Raw genomic sequence first — 16,913 nt, forward strand, 5'->3', positions numbered from 1 at the left:
TCACAGCGATGGCACTTACGCGCCATCGCAAGGTCTCATGAGACAGACACCGCCGAGGCTTGGCCTCAAGCCAGTTACTTGGCTTCGCCGTCAGGCAGTTCAATGTCAATACCGAGGGTTGTGGTGTCGCCGGAGCGATCCATTTCAAGGCGGACGCAATCCGGGTCAACATTGATATGCTTGGCAACAACCGCCAGGATATCCTCGCGCAGGGACGAAATCAGCTTGGCATCCGTGTTGGAATTGCCACCGCGTTCGTGGGCCAGCAGGATTTTCAGTCGGTTCTTGGCCACCGAAGCGCTGTCGCTTCGCTTACCGAAGAAGCTCATGATGTTCATGCAGCCCTCCCTTTGAAGAGCTTGCCGAACAGGCCTCTCTTCTCCGTCGGGATTGTCACTGGAAGGTCTTCGCCCAGAAGGCGCCGAACGGCTTCCGTATAGGCTTTTGACGCAGGTGAATTCTCATCTGCCAGCGTAACAGGAAGACCGACGTTGGAGGCTTTCAGCACGTCCTTGCTCTCGGGCACAACGCCGATCAGCGGCACGGACAGAATGTCGACCACATCTTCAACTGCCAGCATGTCGCCGAGCTTCGCACGCTCCACATCATAGCGGGTGATCAGAAGATGCTTGGGCATCCGCCCGCCTTCTTCTGCCACAACGGTCTTGGCATCCAGAAGACCAATGATCCGATCGCAATCACGCACGGACGAGACTTCCGGATTGGACACGATGATGGCCTCATCCGCATAGCGCATCGCCAGTGTCGCGCCGCGCTCGATACCCGCCGGACTGTCGCAGACGATCCAGTCGAAATACATGCGCAGCTCATTGATCACGCTGGCAACGCCCTCGTCGGTCAAGGCATCCTTGTCGCGGGTCTGGGAGGCGGGCAGCAAATAGAGGTTTTCAACCTTCTTGTCGCGCACCAGGGCCTGTTTGATCGAGGCTTCGCCGCGCACGACATTGACCAGGTCGAAGACCACCCGGCGCTCAGCGCCCATGATCAGATCAAGGTTGCGAAGTCCGACATCGAAATCGATGGCACAGACCTTGTATCCCTGCTTGGCCAGCGACGAAGCAATGGCAGCGGTGGACGTGGTTTTTCCGACCCCTCCCTTGCCCGATGTGACCACGACGACTGTGGCGTTGCTCATGGTGTGTTTTCCTGTTTTCCAATTTTCCCGGTGCGACCCCGGAAAACCCAATCTCAGCGATTGTCTAAGCCAGTGGCTCGAAAATCAGCTTTTCATCTTCGAACCGGATTTGCGCCGGTTTGCCGAGCACATCGCCGGTAAAATCATCTGCAATCTGATACAGCCCGTTGATCGAGATCAGTTCTGCTTCCAGCTTTGAACAGAAGATCCGGGCATTCTCATGGCCGGACACGCCAGCCAGCGCACGGCCGCGCAATGCGCCGTAAACATGTATGGATCCGCCTGCGATAATCTCGGCCCCGGACGACACTGAGCCAATGATGGTCACGTCCCCGGAGGGATGCATCACGCTCTGGCCAGATCGGACAGGCTCTGTAATCACGAGCGACTGCCCTTCTGCGAGCGCATTCGGCTCTGCATTGTCAGCTTTGGCCTTCGCGTCCTTGTCCGACTTTCCAGAAGCAGCGCCCCCTTTGGCCGGCGCGTCCTTGGAAGACGCCTCTTTCGATGGCTTATCAGCAGAAGACGTATCTTTTGCAGCAGCGCCGGGATCTGGAACCTCGACATCTGTGGCCAGACGGCCGCCAGCAAAGCTCGGTGGCATGCCCGGCTTCAAGCGGGTACCGGCAACACCATCAATCCCCATAACCCGGATCGAGCGTTCGCCAAGACCGGCCAGCAGACCTTCAAGATCTTCAATCGGCATCTTCGTGCCGCGCACATCCAGGATGATAGGCCGGTCGATGAAAAACCCGGGCGTGCGGGAAATGATCCGGTCGAGCTCAGCAAACCAGACGTCAGAAGGCGTTTCCGGCGTCAGGACGATGGCGATAAAGGACTTACCCTTGAACTTCATAAGGGACCCGCGACACTTTCAAGGTTTGAGACAACGAAGTTCAGTAGAGGTATCATTCCTTGGCCCAAACTATCGGGAAACCAAGCGTTTTCCACTGTTATTGCCCGAACCGACAGAAAATGAACACATGGGGAACATGTAAAACCCCAACCGCGTTTGAAAAGGTTCCCTGCAAGAAACTGAATGGCAACAAATACCTAGCACTTGTTAGACGGCTCCGTTACCGTACCGCCTGGTGGCACGGGCATTTGCCCGCAGTCTGGGGAGGCGACCTATCGCAGAACTCAAGAATCGCTCTCTGGATCGGGGAATCAACGTTCTGGAGACATTGGCCCGAGAAGGGGCCTGCTCTCTGGCGGATCTTCACCGACACACAGGGCTTGCCAAATCAACCCTGCGCCGATTGCTCGGGACTTTGATGGACCGGCATATCATCCGCCAATCTGCGACGGACAGGTTGTTCCGCTCGAATGTCATTTTCCCACCTGGAAGCGACGCCCCACAGGCTCTGGAACTGACGATGCTGATCGACAGGGCCATGCCAGTGCTGGCCGAGCTGACCCGCAAAGTCGGCTGGCCCTCGGACATTCACATTATCTCGGGTGCAAAAATGCGGATCGTCGATTCCACACGCCCGATGAGCCCCTACAGATTGAACCATGGCTTCGTGAACCGGGTGATCAACATATTCGGCTCAGCCACCGGCACAGCTTGCCTCGCTGCCATGCCGGATGACGCCATTGCTGAGTATCACAAGCAGACGCGTGGCGATCCAACCTGGGGCCTGAGACGTTTCGATATGGAACTGCTGCACTATATGAGCAGGATCGCAGATGTCCGGACGCAAGGTTTTGGGTCAAGACTGTCCAATTACCTCGGCGAGACCGTCCTGGATGACGGACTGGCAGCGATTGCCGTGCCGATTTTCGTCAACAAATGGCCCTCGGGTGCCATCACCCTGATCTGGCCGCGCGCTTACAAGACCCCCTCGGACTTTGCAAAGGCGCACCTGGAAGACCTGAAACAGACAGCCGAAAAGATTTCCAACGCCATTGCTGGCAAGTCAACAACATAGCTATGAGATAACTGTTCACCCCTGATCGCGGTGAGCCGTTACCTGGAGAACAACATCGAATAGGTGACTGTGGCCTGCGAGTGCTCTCGCATCATCGCCTCTGCGCGGGCGGTATCGCCTTTACGGATCGCATCATAGACAATCAGATGCTGGCCATGCCCGATGGTCAAACGCTGCACTTCCGTGTCGTGTGATTTGTGGTTGAACACCAAGGTGCCCAGTTTCAACAGCGGCAAGCTTTCCAGACGATTGTAGGTGAAGGGCACAAAGGAATTTCCGCACTCCTGCATGATCGTCTCATGAAACAGCTTGTTGCCCTTCAGATAGAGCTCGACCCCGCTCTCACACTTGTCGCCCAGGCGTGTCAAAGCGTCCTGCGTGAAGCCAAGAGCCTGACGCAGGATCTCGTCGACGTCGTCCGACAGTCCGCGCTGCGCCAAGGAGCGAGCGGCAAGTCCTTCCAGAACGCCGCGCACTTCATAAGCCTTGGAGACATCATCAAAGTCGAAACTGACCACGTCGTAGCCGCGACCTTCGCGCTTGCAGATCAATCCCTCAACTTCAAGGGTTCGCAGCGCCAGGCGGACAGGTGTCCGAGACACATTCAGCAAGCTGGCAATACCAACTTCAGTGATTTTGTCCGAGGCCGAAAGCGCCCCATCCATGATCATCCGCCGAAGAATCATCAGAACGCGCTCATCAGAGCTACCGCTTTTTTCTGCCATCACAGCGTCTGCCGGACTGACTTTCGCCGGACAATCATCCACTGGATTGGCATCTGACAGGTCACCTACATAACTTTTCATGCCATTAATATAAGTTTTGGATCCATTAAATGTCAATTCGAGAGAGGCAGTTCATTGAAAGCCCTTTATTTTAGCCAATTTTAATTTCTCCATGCATTTCGTCTTGTTATTTTGGATACACAATGCATTATTTAAAGAAGGTACCACTCTCGTTTTGGGAGAGATGAAGTGGAGCCCTAACCCACATGGGAATCAACCAGATGGGGGTAGACCACTCAGGGAGGAGTGACATGAACAGACGTAAGATGCTTTCCCGTCTTTCGACGGCACTGGCCACCGTTGGTACGGCCAGCCTTTTGACCTTTTCCGCACTTGCTAGCGACACTGTTAAAATCGGCGCTGTGGCTCCGAAAACCGGCCCGCTGGCTGGTGGCGCGACGGTCACCCAATGGCCAACAGTTGACCTGTGGGTTGCCCAGGTGAACGAGCGCGGCGGCCTGAAGCTGAAAGACGGTCAGAAGAAAATCGAACTCATCGCCTATGATGACAAGACCAACCCGGGCGAGCACATCAAGGCGGTTCAGCGCCTGGCCACTCAGGATGAAGTCGACTTCATCGTTGCGCCCTATGGCACCGGCTTCAACATCGCAGCCGCCCCGATCTATGCAAAATACGGCTACCCGCAGATCGCCGTCAGTGCCATCACCGACAAGATCGGCGAACTGACCGAGCGCTACCCGTCGCTGTTTTTCACACTTGGGTCGACCACAGCCTTCGTTGAAGGCGTGCGTGATGTCCTCACAGGACTGCGTGACAAGGGTGAAATCGGCAACAAGATCGCCATGGTCAATGTAGCTGACGCCTTCGGCATCGAGCTTGCTGAGGTTGCCCGCCCGATTTTCAAGGAAGCCGGTTTCGAGCTGGTCTATGATAAGTCCTACCCGCTCGGCACGCCTGACCTGTCGCCGATCGTCAAGGGCGCAAAAGCTTCGAATCCGGATGCATTTGTTGCCTGGTCCTATCCGCCTGACACCTTCGGTCTGACGGAACAGTCCATCATCGAGGACTTCAGCCCAAAGGCTTTCTACACGGCGGTCGCAACCTGCTTCCCCGCCTATGCAGGTAAGTTCGGCTCCAAGATCAACAACAATCTTGGCGCTGGCGGCGTTAATCCCGATACGCCCAAGATGAAGGCCTATCGCGACGCCCACAAGGAAGTCACCGGCAAGGACGCCGACTATTGGGCCTCCGCCAACACCTATGTCAGCCTGCAGATTTTGGAGCAGGCGATTGAAGGTGTCGGTGAACTCGACCGTGAAAAGGTAACGGCCTACATCAAGGCCAACACTTTCGACACGATCATGGGTGACATCTCTTTCGATAACCAGAACTCCAACAAGTTCTGGACTGTTGGTCAGTGGCAAGACGGCGTTTTCCGCGGCGTAGCTTCTGTCAATGTCGAAGGCGCTGTTCCGGTCCGTCTGAAAGACGGCTGGAAATAAACACCTCAGACCGACCCTTCGAGACTGAACCCTTCGAGACCGGGAGCTCAACTCCCGGTCTCATCTCCAAGCTCAAATAGACAGACCCCGATGGATATTCTGATTTCCGGCCTGTTGCTGGGTGGCACCTACGCGCTCATCGCGATGGGGCTCAATCTGCAATACGGCGTCGCCCGCATTATGAATCTGGCAAATGGCGAGATGCTGGTTCTCGGCGCGCTCGCCGCGTTCTGGATGTACAGTGTGGCCGAGCTGAGCCCGCTTGTGACCATGATCGTAATTGCTCCGGTTGCCTTTGCCGGGAACTGGTTGATCTACCAGCTCTTGCTGCGACCGCTCGTCAAACGTGCGAAGACGTCTGGTCAGCTGGAAGTGGACTCCATCCTGGCGACCTTCGGCATGAGCTTCGCTCTGGTCGGCATCATGGTTGCCATTCACGGCGAGTATTTCACCTATTCCTTCCTCGCCAGTCCGTTTGATATTCTGGGCACCACCGTTGCCCTCAACCGTCTGGTCGCGTTCCTGGTGGCTGCCGTGATCGGTGTCGGTCTGGTCTTGTGGCTGAATTACACCCGCCCCGGCACTGCCGTGCGCGCCGTCTCGGTTAATACGGAAGCTGCCAAACTAGTCGGCATCAATGTTCCCAGAGTATCGGCGATCGCCTTTGCCCTTGGTGGTGCGGTCACCGTCGTCGGCGGCACATTGATCTCGACCTTCATCACACTGGATGCCTCCATCGGCGTCATCTTCACCATGAAGGCGTTGATCATCGTGATCATGGGCGGTGTGGGTGACATTCGCGGATCGATCATCGCGGCCATCCTGCTTGGGCTTGTGGAAACCGCCGTGGCGACCCTGATCGATCCCGGTCTGACGCTGGTGGCAGCCTATGTGATCTTCCTCGGCATTCTTCTGTTCCGCCCGCAGGGCCTGTTTGGAAAGCGTGCCTCATGACCCAAAATGGCTGGAAAGAACTCGGCCTGATCGCCGGTCTTGTCGTGATTGCGGCCTTCGTTCCGATCATGACGGACGGCTATTGGCTGACCATCGCGGTCACTGCAATGATGTATATTGCGCTGGCGACCGCCTGGACCCTGTTCTCGGGTCCGACCCATTATATCTCGCTGGCAACCGGTGCCTTCTTCGGTGTCGGCGGCTATTTAGTCGCCACCGGCATGAGCGACCATGACATCTCTTTCTGGACGATGGCCGCCGTCGCGCCGCTGGTAGCCGTGGCTCTGGCCGCCTTGGTCGGTGCTGCAACCTTGCGCCTGTCAGGCATCTATTTCGTGATTTTCACCCTTGGTCTGGCGGAAATGATCCGGGGTCTGGTGTCCTGGGTGCAGAACAACTTCCTCGGTTCGCGCGGGCTTTATGTGCTGACCGACTTTACCGAGGCTCACATCTACTGGATGCTGCTGGGCGTTGCCGCCATTGTCTATCTGATCGGCTGGCTGATCGAGCGCTCCAAACTTGGCTTCGCCCTGAAAATCATCGGCAATGACGAAGGTGTTGCCAAACACCTGGGCATCAACACCGCTGCGGCCAAGGTCATGCTGTTCATGATCACCGGCTATTTCACAGCGTTGGTCGGCGTCATCATCGCGCCGCGCTATTCCTACATTGAGCCGAACCTGGTGTTCTCACCGGAGCTCAGCTTCATGGTGGTGATCATGGCGCTGCTCGGCGGAACACAGAGACTCTGGGGGCCGATCATTGGTGTCATCCCGTTCATTTTGCTGTGGGAGACGATCACCGTCTCCTTCCCCTACTCAACCACATTGTTTCTGGGTCTGTCCTTCCTGTTGATTGTCTATTTCATCCCGAACGGCGTCGTTGGCCTGATTGAAAAATTCTGGAAGCGGAGGGACGCATGACCAAGCCGGGACGCCCCCTTCTCAAGGTTCAGGGCCTGACCAAACGCTTCGGCGGTCTGGTCGCGGTCGACACCATGACCTTCGACGTTCACGAAAACGAAGTGCTCGGCTTGATCGGACCCAATGGCTCAGGCAAGACCACAACAATGAACCTGATCTCCGGCGCATTTCCGCCGAGCAGCGGTTCCATCACGATGAATGGCCGACGGCTCAGCGGTCTGCCCGCGCACAAGATCGCCCGGGAAGGCGTTGCCCGCACCTTTCAGCTGGTTCGCATTCTGCCAGGTCTCAGCCTGATCGACAATGTCGTGGCAGGAGCAGCCTTTGGTCATCGCAAGCGCTGGGGTCTTGAGGCCGAACAGTTTGCGCGTGACCTTTTGGAACGCATCGGCCTGGGCGACCAGATCCACCTGCCGGTTGGCTCCTTGACCTACATCGATCAGAAGCGTCTGGAATTGGCCCGCGCCCTGGCAAGCGAACCGAAGGTTTTGCTGCTGGATGAATGGCTGGCAGGTCTCAATCCGACCGAACTGCAGGACGGGATCGATCTGATTTCACAATTGCGCCAGGAAGGACGAACAATCATTCTCGTGGAACATGTCATGGATGCGATCCGGTCCCTGTGCGACCGCTGCATCGTGATGAACTCCGGTGCAAAGATCGCCGAAGGCACGCCAAGCGATGTGCTGTCCGATCCGGAAGTCATACGTGCTTATCTGGGTGATGAATGATGCTGGATATTCGCAATCTTGCCGCCGCCTATGGAATGCACCGCGCCCTTGCCGGGGTCAGCATCACCGTAGCCAAGGGCGAAATCGTGGTTATTTTGGGCGCGAATGGCGCTGGAAAGAGCACCCTTTTGCGCGCCGTTGCCGGAATGTGCGAGGGGCAAGTCCAGGGCGATGTCTATCTGGATAGCACGCCCATCACCGGCGTTGCCCCGGACCTGATCGTGGAGCAAGGCATTGCCTTTGTTCCCGAAGGCCGTGGCATCTTTGGCGAAATGACCGTCGCTGAAAACCTGGCGCTCGGTGCTTATTCCAAACATGCCAGGGCGCGACAGGCCGAGAACCTGGCCCGTGTTTATGAGCTCTTCCCCAAGCTGCGCGAGCGGCGGAGCCAAATGGCCCGGACCATGTCGGGCGGCGAGCAGCAAATGGTCGCCATAGGCCGTGCGATGATGGCCGATCCGAAGATCCTGATGCTGGACGAACCATCCCTCGGCCTGTCGCCGCTGCTGTGCAAGGAGCTGTTCCAGAACCTTGCGAAGATCTCCAAAACCGGACTTGGCGTGTTGCTGGTCGAGCAGAACGCCAAACAAAGTCTCGCCATTGCAGACAGAGGCTATCTGCTGGAAAACGGTGAAATCACAGGTCAGGACGATGCCAAGGCCCTTTTGACCAATCCAGCCGTGCAAGCGGCCTATCTTGGAGGGGCTGGCGGCAGCCGGAAACCTGCGTCCCGGACTGGATCAGATACAGCTCCAGCGGCCACGACAAAGAGCTTTGTTCAACCGCGCGGTTCTTCAGGCGCCAAAGCATCAACAGACCGGCTTGCGGGCGAAGCAATCTCGGCTCTCGTTGCAAGGGCATCCTCGACGCCCCGTCCGGCTGCGCAAGTCCAGCAGGTCAAGCAAACCAAGCCAATTCATCCAGCGCCCAGCATCTCGCCGAGACCCGATCCCGCACATTACCGTGTATCAGATGATCCCGAGATCAAGCATTTGCTGGACACAATGGAGAGTGCTGCTAAATCCGCCAGGAGTGGTAGCTCAGGAATATCAAGCGGTTACCCCAAACATACGGGCAACAGACCTCAGGCCCACCCCAATCACGTCAGCGAAACGCTGCCGGAAATCGAAATCTACCGGAAAAACCCGCTGGAAATTTACCGGCGAGATGAATTCGGAAATCTAGTGAAAGTGGAGAAATAGATGGCTCGCGTATTTGAAGGCTTTTATGCTGGCGGCAGCTGGAAACGGACCGCCAAGACCTTCAAGGACTTGAACCCTGCCAACGATCAGTTGTTCGCCGATGTTGCCGATGCAGACATCAACGACGTGCGCATGACGATCCAGACCGCACAGGATGCTTTCCCGGCTTGGGCTGACTTGCCGTTTACCGAACGTGCAGCGTTCATGCTCAAGGCAGCAGACGAAATAGACCGCCGTAAGGACGACCTCGTGGCCGCCATTCAGGCCGAAGGCGGCGGCTGGTTCGGTAAGGGCATGTTCGAGGCGACTTATGTGGCCGGTGTCTTCCGCGCTGCGGCCGCTCTCGCCTATGCGCCAATCGGCGACGTCATGCCGTCCGAATACGGCAAGGTCTCCATGGCTGTGCGCCGCCCAATGGGCGTTGTCAGCATCATTTCGCCCTGGAATTTCCCGGCCATCCTGTCCTCACGTGGCTTTGCCTTCCCGCTGGTGGCTGGCAACACGGTCGTTCTGAAACCTTCAGAAGAAACCCCCTATTCCGGCGGCATCTTCTTTGCCGAAGTGTTTGAGGCCATTGGCCTGCCCGCTGGCGCTTTCAACGTCATCACCTGCTCGCGGGACAACATTGCCGAGATCGGCGACGAACTGATTGAGAACCCTAAGATCAAGGGCATCTCTTTCACAGGATCAACTGCAGTTGGACGCATGGTCGCGGCCAAGGCTGGCGCGCATCTGAAAAAGTGCTGCGTGGAGCTCGGCGGTAAGGATTCCCTGATCATCTGCGACGATGCGGATATGGAACGCTCTGCCCAGACCGCAAATTTCGGCGCTTTCATGCATCAGGGACAGATCTGCATGAGCGTCGAGAAGGTTCTGGTTCACGAAGACGTCTTTGACGCATTCCTGCCGATGTTCGTTGCCCGCGCGTCCAAGCTGAAAGTTGGAGATCCGACAACGGACAAATCCAACATCATCGGTCCCTTGATCAACGACAAACAGGCAAACCAGGTCAGGGAACAACTGGAAGACGCTATCGCCAAGGGCGCGAAGGTGGAACTGGGCGGTGGCATCAAGGGCCGCTTCGTCGAGCCGACGATCCTGACGGGCGTCACCCCGGATATGCTGATCTATCAGAACGAGACCTTCGGCCCTGTGGTTCCGGTGATCCCGTTCCGCACGGACGCTGAAGCCATCGCGATTGCCAATGACACTGAATACGGCCTGTCCTCCGGCGTGATGACCGAGAACGAACGACGCGGCCTGGAGATTGCCTCGAAGCTGGAAACAGGCATCAGCCATGTGAACTGCTCGTCGGTCAATGACGAGCCGCATGTGCCCTTTGGCGGGGCGAAGGCATCGGGTGTTGGTCGCCATGGCGGGCGCTGGTCCATGGACACATTCACGGAAACACGCTGGATCACCCTGGAGCGAGGCGGACGTCACTTCCCGCCGATGTTCTAATAGACTGACTGCCGGTTCTGGGAGGGAACGATGGCTATGACAAAATGGGCTGGCGGCAAGCTGCTTCAAGACAAGACAATTGTCGTGACCGGCTGTGCCTCCGGAATAGGCTGGGAGACAGCAAGGCTGGTCAAGAAACTGGGCGGCGATGTGCTTGGCATCGACGTTCACAAGACCGAAGATCATGTCGATGAACTCTATATCGCCGACCTCGGCGACCGGATGTCGATCAAGGCGCTGGTCAACGCCCTGCCGTCCGGCATAGATGGCATCGCCAACATTGCCGGGCTGCCGCCGACGGCCCCGGCGGAGAAGGTTCTGGCGGTTAATCTGGTGGGCCTGAAGTTCTTCACCCACGCGATGATCGGCAAGCTCAATGATGGCGCCTCCATCGTCAATCTTGCGTCTCTTGCAGGTTTCGGCTGGCCAGAGACCGTCTCAACCACCAAGGCTGCCGAGAACCTGAGTTTCGAAGATATCGCGGATTTCGTCGGCAAACACGATGTCAGCAGCAAAGGTGGGCGCAGCTACTTCTTTTCCAAGGAAGCGCTGATTGTCTGGACTCTTCAGAACCGCTGGACATGGCGGGACCGGAACATCCGGATGAACGCGGTCTCGCCAGGCCCGGTGGACACGCCCATCCTGAAGGACTTTATCGAAACTCTCGGTGCCCGCGCTGAAGAAGACATGAAGACCATGGACAGGCCCGGGCACGCCGAAGACATCGCGCCTGTCGTTGCCTTTCTTCTTTCCGACATGACTCATTGGATCCGGGGCACGAACATTCCCGTCGACGGCGGCATGTCGTCTCACATCCTCGCCAACATGCATCAGCTCTGAGGGAGGAGCGCCATGACGACATTTATCACCCTTATCATTCTGGCCGCGATCATCATCGCTGCCATCGTTGTCGTGTTCGCGGTCTTCTACCAGCGCGCGACCCGTGAAATCAGCCTGATCCGAACCGGCATCGGCGGGCGCAAGGTGATTATGGACGGGGGCACACTCGTGCTGCCCTATCTGCATGATGTTGCGCGGGTCAACATGCAGACCCTGCGGCTGGAGGTGCATCGCCACGGCGAAGCGGCCCTGATCACCAATGACCGTTTGCGGGTTGATGTTGGCGTAGAATTCTACGTCTCCGTCGAGCCAACTGAAGATGCCATCGCACGGGCTTCACAGACCCTCGGCAACCGGACCTTCGGGGCCGACAAGCTGCGCGACCTGATTGAGGGCAAGCTGATTGACACCTTGCGGGCCATTGCCGCGCGCATGACCATGGACGAGCTGCACGAAAAGCGTGCCGAATTCGTCAGTGAGGTGTCCGTCATGCTGGAAGCCCCGCTTGCGCGCAACGGTCTGGCGCTGGAAAGCGTGTCGCTGACGGCCATGGACCAGACGCCGTTTTCCGCTCTGGATGAGAACAACGCTTTCAATGCAGTCGGTATGCGCAAATTGGCCGAGGTCATCGCCAAATCCAAAAAAGAGCGAGCCGAAATCGATTCTGAGTCGGACGTTGCGGTTCACCGCTCAGCCATGGAAGCCTCAAAAAGGCGGCTTGAGATCGACCTGGAAGAGCAACAGGCCCACATCGCACAGGTTCAGGAACTGGAGCGTCTCAGAGCTGCCCAACTCTCGGAGATCGCCGAACGCAAGGCTGACAGCGAGTTGGCCGTGAATGCGGCCCGCATCAAGATGGAACAGGAGATCCGGGCGACGGATATCAGCCGTGAGGAGGTCATTCGCACAGCTGAAATCAGACAGGCGCAGACCCTGGAGATCGCCGAGCAGGACCGCGCCATCGCCATCGCAAAGAAAACCCAGGAAGAAAGCAAGGCCGTGACGGCGGCGGATCTTGCCAAGGCCGAGGCCGTGAATGCTGCAGAGGCTATTGGCACCGCCAGAGCCCTGTCCGAGGCCCAGCGTCGCAAGGATGTTGCCGTTCTAAACGCCCAACAGGACAGTGAGATCTCGGCACATAAGCTTGTCTCACAGGCCAAGGCGGAAGCGGAGGCCTCTGTTGCCCGGGCCAAGACCACCCTGGAAGATGCCAAAGCCGAAGCAGAAGCTGCCAAGCTGCGCATTGCCAGCCTGAAAGCTGAAATGGGCACCAGAGCAGAAGGCCAGAAAGCCCTCAATGAAGCCGAGAATGTCTTCAGTCAGGACATCATCGCGCTGAAAATCGACCTTGCAAAGCTGGAAGCCTTCCCGAAAATCGTCGAGCAAATGGTCAAGCCTGCCGAAAAAATTGACTCGATCCGGATCAATCACGTCACCGGCCTGACGGGCGGTGGCGGGGCCTCTGGAAGCGCAGACAGCGGCGCTACCAAAACACCGATCAACCAGGCACTGGACTCCATTCTCGACATGGCAGTGCAATTGCCTGCCTTGAAGAAGATCGGCGAGGAACTGGGGCTTTCTATCGACGACAGTTTAAAAGGGGTTACAGGCAAGGACAAAGCCTGACCGCTTTGATGTGAGCAGTCGGGAGCAGGTCATCGCTCCCTATCCATCGCGTCCGTTCAGTTTCTGCGATGGACACCTGAAGCACGGCGCAACTTTGTGCCGTGCTTTTTTTATGGGACCTCGAACAGTCCACTACTTTGCCGGGAAATAATTAAAACCATCTACCGCTAACTGCTCGACTTTTCGCCATATTGCAGTGCAATATAACCTTCACACTCTCCGACACTCATCGGTCAGTGGTGCCAACAGGTGACGAGAATGACCAATTTTCAGAATATTTTGACCCTTTTCGGACTCTCGAACGAAGAGGCTGCAAGCTATTTGAATGTTGAAACGCCAGATGTTGTTCGCTGGTGCACAACCGATGACAGCCCTCCCATTGAGGTCTGGAAAGCGCTCGTGATGTTATTCGACTCCATCCGTTTTGCCGCAGAAGATGCAGCCAAAACAGCTGATCTCGATCATCTGCAAGCAACCGATCTCAACAGCATCTCGTTTGCCTTGCCAGCAGGTTTTTCTGCCAACAACGCTCACGCACAGCTGAAAGGCCCCGAACGTGCGGCCACAGCCATGGCTGTAGCGTCTCTGGCACGGGTATTTGTATAAACAACGGCCTTGGCAGGTTTAACTGTCGAAAATCCCATGCCATATAGTCTCCAAAGGAGACCTTGATGGCACATGCAACTCATCTGACATATCTGACTGATCCAATGTGCGGCTGGTGCTACGGCGCAGCGCCTGTGGTTGAACAACTGGCAGCGCACGACGGCATTACGCTGAAAGTTCAGCCCACGGGCCTTTTTGCTGGCGCGGGTGCACGTGCCCAAGATGCAGGCTTTGCCAGTTTTGCCTGGCCTCACGACCAGCGCATAGCCCAGATGAGCGGGCAGACCTTCAGTGAAGACTACCGCACCAAGGTGCTGGGCAATCACAGCCGGATGCTGGATTCAGGCCCTGCTGGCTTGGCCATGACCGCTGTCGCCATGAGCACCCCAGAGCAGGAATTGGCCGCTTTGGCCGCGATCCAGCGTGCCCGTTATGTGGAGGGGCGAGACATTACCGACAAAACCGTTCTGGCGGATATTCTCAGCAGTCTTGGTCTCAAAGCAGCTCATGACCACTTGCTGAGCGGCGATACGGCTTTGACTTCCACCTACCAGAAACGCATCGCGGATGGACAGGCAGCAATGCGCCGGTTTGGCATCGGCGGTGTCCCTGGCATTCTCGTTGGCGAGGGTAAAAACCAACGTCCGGTCCAAACAGATGGGCTGTTCTCCGGTGTAAAGGCCATGCTGACGGCTTTAAAGGCAGCCTGATTGCATTTTCCCGACGGGTTGTTTCGATATCAGCCCGTCGGGAGAAACGCAGTTTTGAAACCTGTTCGGCCGCTATTTAAAACTCTTGCGCAGGGCCAAAAGACCGGATCGGAACACCCCAACGTCAGATCCGACAGCCAGGAATTCAACTCCAAGATCGGCATAGGTTTTTGCCAAGGCCTGATCTGATGTCAAAATACCTGCGGCTTTTCCGGCAGTGCGGATACGCTTCAGTGCATCTATGATGATCGCCTGCACTTCCGGCGCACCTAGATTGCCCAGATGCCCAAGGTCAGCGGCAAGGTCGGCTGGTCCGATAAAAATTCCGTCGACGCCGTCCAGCGCGAGGATATCATCCAGCGCAGCAATTCCCGCTGCACTTTCGACCTGAAGCAGAAGGCACACCTGATCATTGGCGCTCTGCAGGTAGTCAGGCACGGCATTGAACCCGGACGCCCGCGCCAAAGCTGCTCCAACACCGCGCACACCCTGCGGCGGGTAAAGCATCGAGCGCACGACTTCGCGGGCCTGCTCGGCGGTTTCGATCATGGGAACAAGTATGGTCTGTGCGCCAATGTCGAGCATTTGCTTGATCTCAGCACGATTGTCATCGCGAACCCGGACCACCGGATGACTGGCATCGCCAACAGAGCGCAATTGCCCCAGAATATCCCGGAGCCGGTTAGGGCCATGCTCACCATCAATCACCAGCCAATCAAAGCCAGTTCCGGCGCAGAGCTCCGCCGTGGTGGCCTCTCCCAGCCCCATCCACAGGCCTACCTGGGTGCCGCCGGACTTCAGGCGCGCTTTGAACGTGTTCACAGGTGCTGACATTTTTGATCCTCAGGCGAAATTGACAGAGACTGAGCCAAAGGCTCCATAGTCAGCTTGAATGCGCGTACCGGATGGACATTCAACAGGGGCCACAAATGACCCGGAAAGAACCACCTGCCCCGCCTCGATCCGCTGATCATACTGTCCCATGCGTTCGGACAACCAGACAATTCCCATGACAGGATCATTGAGGACAGCTGCTCCAAGGCCTGTGGCAACCACCTCCTCATTTTTCTGAACGATCGCGCCGACCCAGCGCAAGTCGAAGTCTTCTGGTGCGTGTCGTTGCGCGCCAAGAACAATGCCGCCATTGGCCGCATTGTCCGACACGGTGTCAACAATCCTGCGCACTTGCCCCGTCATAGGATCGGCCCGAAGAACACGGGTGTCCAGGATCTCGATGGCCGGTGCGACAAACTCAGTCGCCGCCAGAACCTCCTCGCGAGTGACCTTCCCCTCCAGCGGGGCTTTCATGATGAACGCGATTTCTGCTTCGATCCGCGGCTGAATGAAACGGGTTGCGGCAATGGTGCAGCCATCTGCAAAGTCCATATCATCATAAAGAACACCGCTGTCTGGCGTATCAATTCCCAGAGCATCCTGCATGACCTTGGAGGTCAGACCAATCTTCCAGCCTAGAATATGCCGTCCGCCAGACAGCTTCTTCGCCATCTGACGCGCCTGGATCGCATAAGCGTCGTCCAAGGTCATTGCGGGATGGCGCAGGCTCATGAGGCCAATCTGCTGACGCGAGACTTCAGCCTCAAGCAAGTCAACTGCGCATTGTTCAACCTGTTCAAAGGTCAAGGTCATGCTTCATCCTCAACGCCGTTTCTCAAAATGCCGATGCCTTCGGCCTCGACCTCAATCACATCACCGGGTTTCAGCCAGATCGGCGGATCGAAACGGGCACCCGCGCCAGTCGGCGTGCCGCAGACGATGACATCACCCGGAACCAAAGTGGTGAAGGTTGAGACGTAATTCACGATGTAGCGGAAATCATACATCATGCGGCCGGTGCGGTCTTTTTGCCGGACCTCGCCATTGACCCGTGTCTCCAGCGCAATGTCATCCAGCTGGGCGGCATCGGTGAAGGGCACAAGCCATGGACCAATAGCCCCTGAATTGTCCCAATTCTTGCCCTGGGTGACATTGAATTTGGCGTGGCGCACCCAATCGCGAATTGTGCCCTCATTACAGAGTGTCAGCGCCGCGATGTGATCGTAAGCGTCTTCACGCGCAATACGGCGCCCCCCCTTTCCGATGACAATCGTGACCTCGCCCTCATAGTCCAGTTGCTCGCTTTCAGGCGGACGAACCAGGTTGACGCCGTGGCCCACGAACGATCGCGGAAAGCGGATGAACATGGAAGGACGACCAGGCGCCGCCTGCCCGTCTTTGTATTCTGCGTTGCGATCCGGAAAATTGACGCCGATGCAGATCAGCTTTTCAGGATCGGCGATCGGGATCAAATATGTGATCTCGGCTTCGGTAAAGTCAGCAGGCTGTCCTTCCACTGCCGTAAGCAGATCGGCCAGCGCTCCAGCCTCGATCACCTGTTTCAAGCTGCCGAAGGCAACCTTGTCCGTCAGGTCCACGACGCCAGCGTCGCTGACCACGCCGAACCGGTCTTTGCCGTTGACATGAAACGCCGCAACGCGGGCGGGAATGGGCTTGGTCATATTATTTTC

At 57.1% G+C, this 16,913-nt stretch carries 18 protein-coding genes; 11 read left to right on the forward strand and 7 right to left on the reverse strand.

Annotated features, from left to right (window positions below):
• Nucleotides 1-74: 74 nt before the first annotated feature.
• The 3 genes from minE to minC form a co-directional block, all read right to left on the reverse strand.
• Nucleotides 75-338, reverse strand: a complete 264-nt coding sequence (gene minE / locus V6575_RS04115; protein WP_340272823.1) for a cell division topological specificity factor MinE — start codon at nucleotides 336-338, stop codon at nucleotides 75-77.
• On the reverse strand, nucleotides 335-1,156 hold the full coding sequence (gene minD / locus V6575_RS04120; RefSeq protein ID WP_340272824.1) for a septum site-determining protein MinD: 822 nt from the start codon (nucleotides 1,154-1,156) through the stop codon (nucleotides 335-337). Before minD ends, minE begins: the two co-directional genes overlap by 4 nt.
• Nucleotides 1,157-1,220: 64 nt before the next feature.
• Nucleotides 1,221-2,012: a septum site-determining protein MinC gene (minC, locus tag V6575_RS04125; protein WP_340272825.1), complete on the reverse strand. Its 792-nt coding sequence runs from the start codon at nucleotides 2,010-2,012 to the stop codon at nucleotides 1,221-1,223.
• A 235-nt stretch (nucleotides 2,013-2,247) separates the two neighbouring features.
• Here minC and V6575_RS04130 point away from each other — a divergent pair, with 235 nt between their 5' ends.
• The gene (locus tag V6575_RS04130; RefSeq protein WP_340272826.1) at nucleotides 2,248-3,087 is read left to right on the forward strand and encodes a helix-turn-helix domain-containing protein; all 840 of its coding nucleotides are present in this window, start codon (nucleotides 2,248-2,250) and stop codon (nucleotides 3,085-3,087) included.
• Between the two features lie 38 nt (nucleotides 3,088-3,125).
• Here V6575_RS04130 and V6575_RS04135 read toward each other — a convergent pair whose 3' ends face one another.
• Nucleotides 3,126-3,893: a GntR family transcriptional regulator gene (locus tag V6575_RS04135; RefSeq protein WP_340272827.1), complete on the reverse strand. Its 768-nt coding sequence runs from the start codon at nucleotides 3,891-3,893 to the stop codon at nucleotides 3,126-3,128.
• A gap of 230 nt (nucleotides 3,894-4,123) precedes the next feature.
• Between V6575_RS04135 and V6575_RS04140 the strand changes: the two genes are divergently transcribed.
• The 10 genes from V6575_RS04140 (at nucleotide 4,124) to V6575_RS04185 (ending at nucleotide 14,388) form a co-directional block, all read left to right on the forward strand.
• The gene (locus V6575_RS04140; protein ID WP_340272829.1) at nucleotides 4,124-5,335 is read left to right on the forward strand and encodes an amino acid ABC transporter substrate-binding protein; all 1,212 of its coding nucleotides are present in this window, start codon (nucleotides 4,124-4,126) and stop codon (nucleotides 5,333-5,335) included.
• Between the two features lie 90 nt (nucleotides 5,336-5,425).
• A complete protein-coding gene (locus tag V6575_RS04145) occupies nucleotides 5,426-6,289 on the forward strand; it encodes a branched-chain amino acid ABC transporter permease (protein ID WP_340272830.1) in 864 nt (287 codons plus the stop codon).
• Entirely contained in the window at nucleotides 6,286-7,212 is a 927-nt protein-coding gene (locus tag V6575_RS04150) for a branched-chain amino acid ABC transporter permease (RefSeq protein ID WP_340272831.1), read from the forward strand. The genes V6575_RS04145 and V6575_RS04150 overlap by 4 nt, the downstream gene beginning before the upstream one ends.
• The gene (locus V6575_RS04155) at nucleotides 7,209-7,943 is read left to right on the forward strand and encodes an ABC transporter ATP-binding protein (protein WP_340272832.1); all 735 of its coding nucleotides are present in this window, start codon (nucleotides 7,209-7,211) and stop codon (nucleotides 7,941-7,943) included. The genes V6575_RS04150 and V6575_RS04155 overlap by 4 nt, the downstream gene beginning before the upstream one ends.
• Nucleotides 7,940-9,145 carry an ABC transporter ATP-binding protein gene (locus V6575_RS04160; protein WP_340272833.1) on the forward strand — a complete coding sequence of 402 codons (1,206 nt, stop codon included), beginning with the start codon at nucleotides 7,940-7,942 and terminating at the stop codon, nucleotides 9,143-9,145. The genes V6575_RS04155 and V6575_RS04160 overlap by 4 nt, the downstream gene beginning before the upstream one ends.
• Nucleotides 9,146-10,606, forward strand: coding sequence for an aldehyde dehydrogenase family protein (locus V6575_RS04165; RefSeq protein WP_340272834.1), 1,461 nt, complete (start codon nucleotides 9,146-9,148; stop codon nucleotides 10,604-10,606). It abuts the gene before it with no gap.
• Between the two features lie 30 nt (nucleotides 10,607-10,636).
• Complete coding sequence (locus tag V6575_RS04170; protein ID WP_340272835.1) at nucleotides 10,637-11,446, forward strand: coniferyl-alcohol dehydrogenase; 810 nt, start codon at nucleotides 10,637-10,639, stop codon at nucleotides 11,444-11,446.
• Between the two features lie 12 nt (nucleotides 11,447-11,458).
• Complete coding sequence (locus tag V6575_RS04175) at nucleotides 11,459-13,072, forward strand: flotillin family protein (RefSeq protein WP_340272836.1); 1,614 nt, start codon at nucleotides 11,459-11,461, stop codon at nucleotides 13,070-13,072.
• A gap of 258 nt (nucleotides 13,073-13,330) precedes the next feature.
• Complete coding sequence (locus tag V6575_RS04180; protein WP_340272837.1) at nucleotides 13,331-13,678, forward strand: hypothetical protein; 348 nt, start codon at nucleotides 13,331-13,333, stop codon at nucleotides 13,676-13,678.
• A 65-nt stretch (nucleotides 13,679-13,743) separates the two neighbouring features.
• On the forward strand, nucleotides 13,744-14,388 hold the full coding sequence (locus V6575_RS04185) for a DsbA family protein (RefSeq protein ID WP_340272839.1): 645 nt from the start codon (nucleotides 13,744-13,746) through the stop codon (nucleotides 14,386-14,388).
• Nucleotides 14,389-14,460: 72 nt separating this feature from the next.
• Here the strand turns inward: V6575_RS04185 and V6575_RS04190 are convergent, their stop codons facing one another.
• The 3 genes from V6575_RS04190 to V6575_RS04200 are packed head-to-tail and all read right to left on the reverse strand — an operon-like array spanning nucleotide 14,461 to nucleotide 16,904.
• Nucleotides 14,461-15,222, reverse strand: coding sequence for an aldolase/citrate lyase family protein (locus V6575_RS04190; protein ID WP_340272841.1), 762 nt, complete (start codon nucleotides 15,220-15,222; stop codon nucleotides 14,461-14,463).
• 9 nt (nucleotides 15,223-15,231) lie between these two features.
• Nucleotides 15,232-16,035 carry a 2-oxo-hept-4-ene-1,7-dioate hydratase gene (gene hpaH, locus V6575_RS04195; RefSeq protein WP_340272842.1) on the reverse strand — a complete coding sequence of 268 codons (804 nt, stop codon included), beginning with the start codon at nucleotides 16,033-16,035 and terminating at the stop codon, nucleotides 15,232-15,234.
• Nucleotides 16,032-16,904 carry a fumarylacetoacetate hydrolase family protein gene (locus V6575_RS04200; RefSeq protein WP_340272843.1) on the reverse strand — a complete coding sequence of 291 codons (873 nt, stop codon included), beginning with the start codon at nucleotides 16,902-16,904 and terminating at the stop codon, nucleotides 16,032-16,034. The genes hpaH and V6575_RS04200 overlap by 4 nt, the downstream gene beginning before the upstream one ends.
• Between the last annotated feature and the right edge of the window lie 9 nt (nucleotides 16,905-16,913).

Origin of the sequence: Roseibium algae (genome assembly GCF_037783265.1) — a bacterium.
GTDB lineage: Bacteria > Pseudomonadota > Alphaproteobacteria > Rhizobiales > Stappiaceae > Roseibium > Roseibium algae.

Bases quoted from the DNA above. Each gene is read 5' to 3' on its own strand.
- minE (WP_340272823.1), bottom strand. From the start codon at position 338: ATGAACATCATGAGCTTCTTCGGTAAGCGAAGCGACAGCGCTTCGGTG.
- minD (WP_340272824.1), bottom strand. From the start codon at position 1,156: ATGAGCAACGCCACAGTCGTCGTGGTCACATCGGGCAAGGGAGGGGTC.
- minC (WP_340272825.1), bottom strand. From the start codon at position 2,012: ATGAAGTTCAAGGGTAAGTCCTTTATCGCCATCGTCCTGACGCCGGAA.
- V6575_RS04135 (WP_340272827.1), bottom strand. From the start codon at position 3,893: ATGAAAAGTTATGTAGGTGACCTGTCAGATGCCAATCCAGTGGATGAT.
- V6575_RS04140 (WP_340272829.1), top strand. From the start codon at position 4,124: ATGAACAGACGTAAGATGCTTTCCCGTCTTTCGACGGCACTGGCCACC.
- V6575_RS04145 (WP_340272830.1), top strand. From the start codon at position 5,426: ATGGATATTCTGATTTCCGGCCTGTTGCTGGGTGGCACCTACGCGCTC.
- V6575_RS04150 (WP_340272831.1), top strand. From the start codon at position 6,286: ATGACCCAAAATGGCTGGAAAGAACTCGGCCTGATCGCCGGTCTTGTC.
- V6575_RS04155 (WP_340272832.1), top strand. From the start codon at position 7,209: ATGACCAAGCCGGGACGCCCCCTTCTCAAGGTTCAGGGCCTGACCAAA.
- V6575_RS04160 (WP_340272833.1), top strand. From the start codon at position 7,940: ATGATGCTGGATATTCGCAATCTTGCCGCCGCCTATGGAATGCACCGC.
- V6575_RS04165 (WP_340272834.1), top strand. From the start codon at position 9,146: ATGGCTCGCGTATTTGAAGGCTTTTATGCTGGCGGCAGCTGGAAACGG.
- V6575_RS04170 (WP_340272835.1), top strand. From the start codon at position 10,637: ATGGCTATGACAAAATGGGCTGGCGGCAAGCTGCTTCAAGACAAGACA.
- V6575_RS04175 (WP_340272836.1), top strand. From the start codon at position 11,459: ATGACGACATTTATCACCCTTATCATTCTGGCCGCGATCATCATCGCT.
- V6575_RS04180 (WP_340272837.1), top strand. From the start codon at position 13,331: ATGACCAATTTTCAGAATATTTTGACCCTTTTCGGACTCTCGAACGAA.
- V6575_RS04185 (WP_340272839.1), top strand. From the start codon at position 13,744: ATGGCACATGCAACTCATCTGACATATCTGACTGATCCAATGTGCGGC.
- V6575_RS04190 (WP_340272841.1), bottom strand. From the start codon at position 15,222: ATGTCAGCACCTGTGAACACGTTCAAAGCGCGCCTGAAGTCCGGCGGC.
- hpaH (WP_340272842.1), bottom strand. From the start codon at position 16,035: ATGACCTTGACCTTTGAACAGGTTGAACAATGCGCAGTTGACTTGCTT.
- V6575_RS04200 (WP_340272843.1), bottom strand. From the start codon at position 16,904: ATGACCAAGCCCATTCCCGCCCGCGTTGCGGCGTTTCATGTCAACGGC.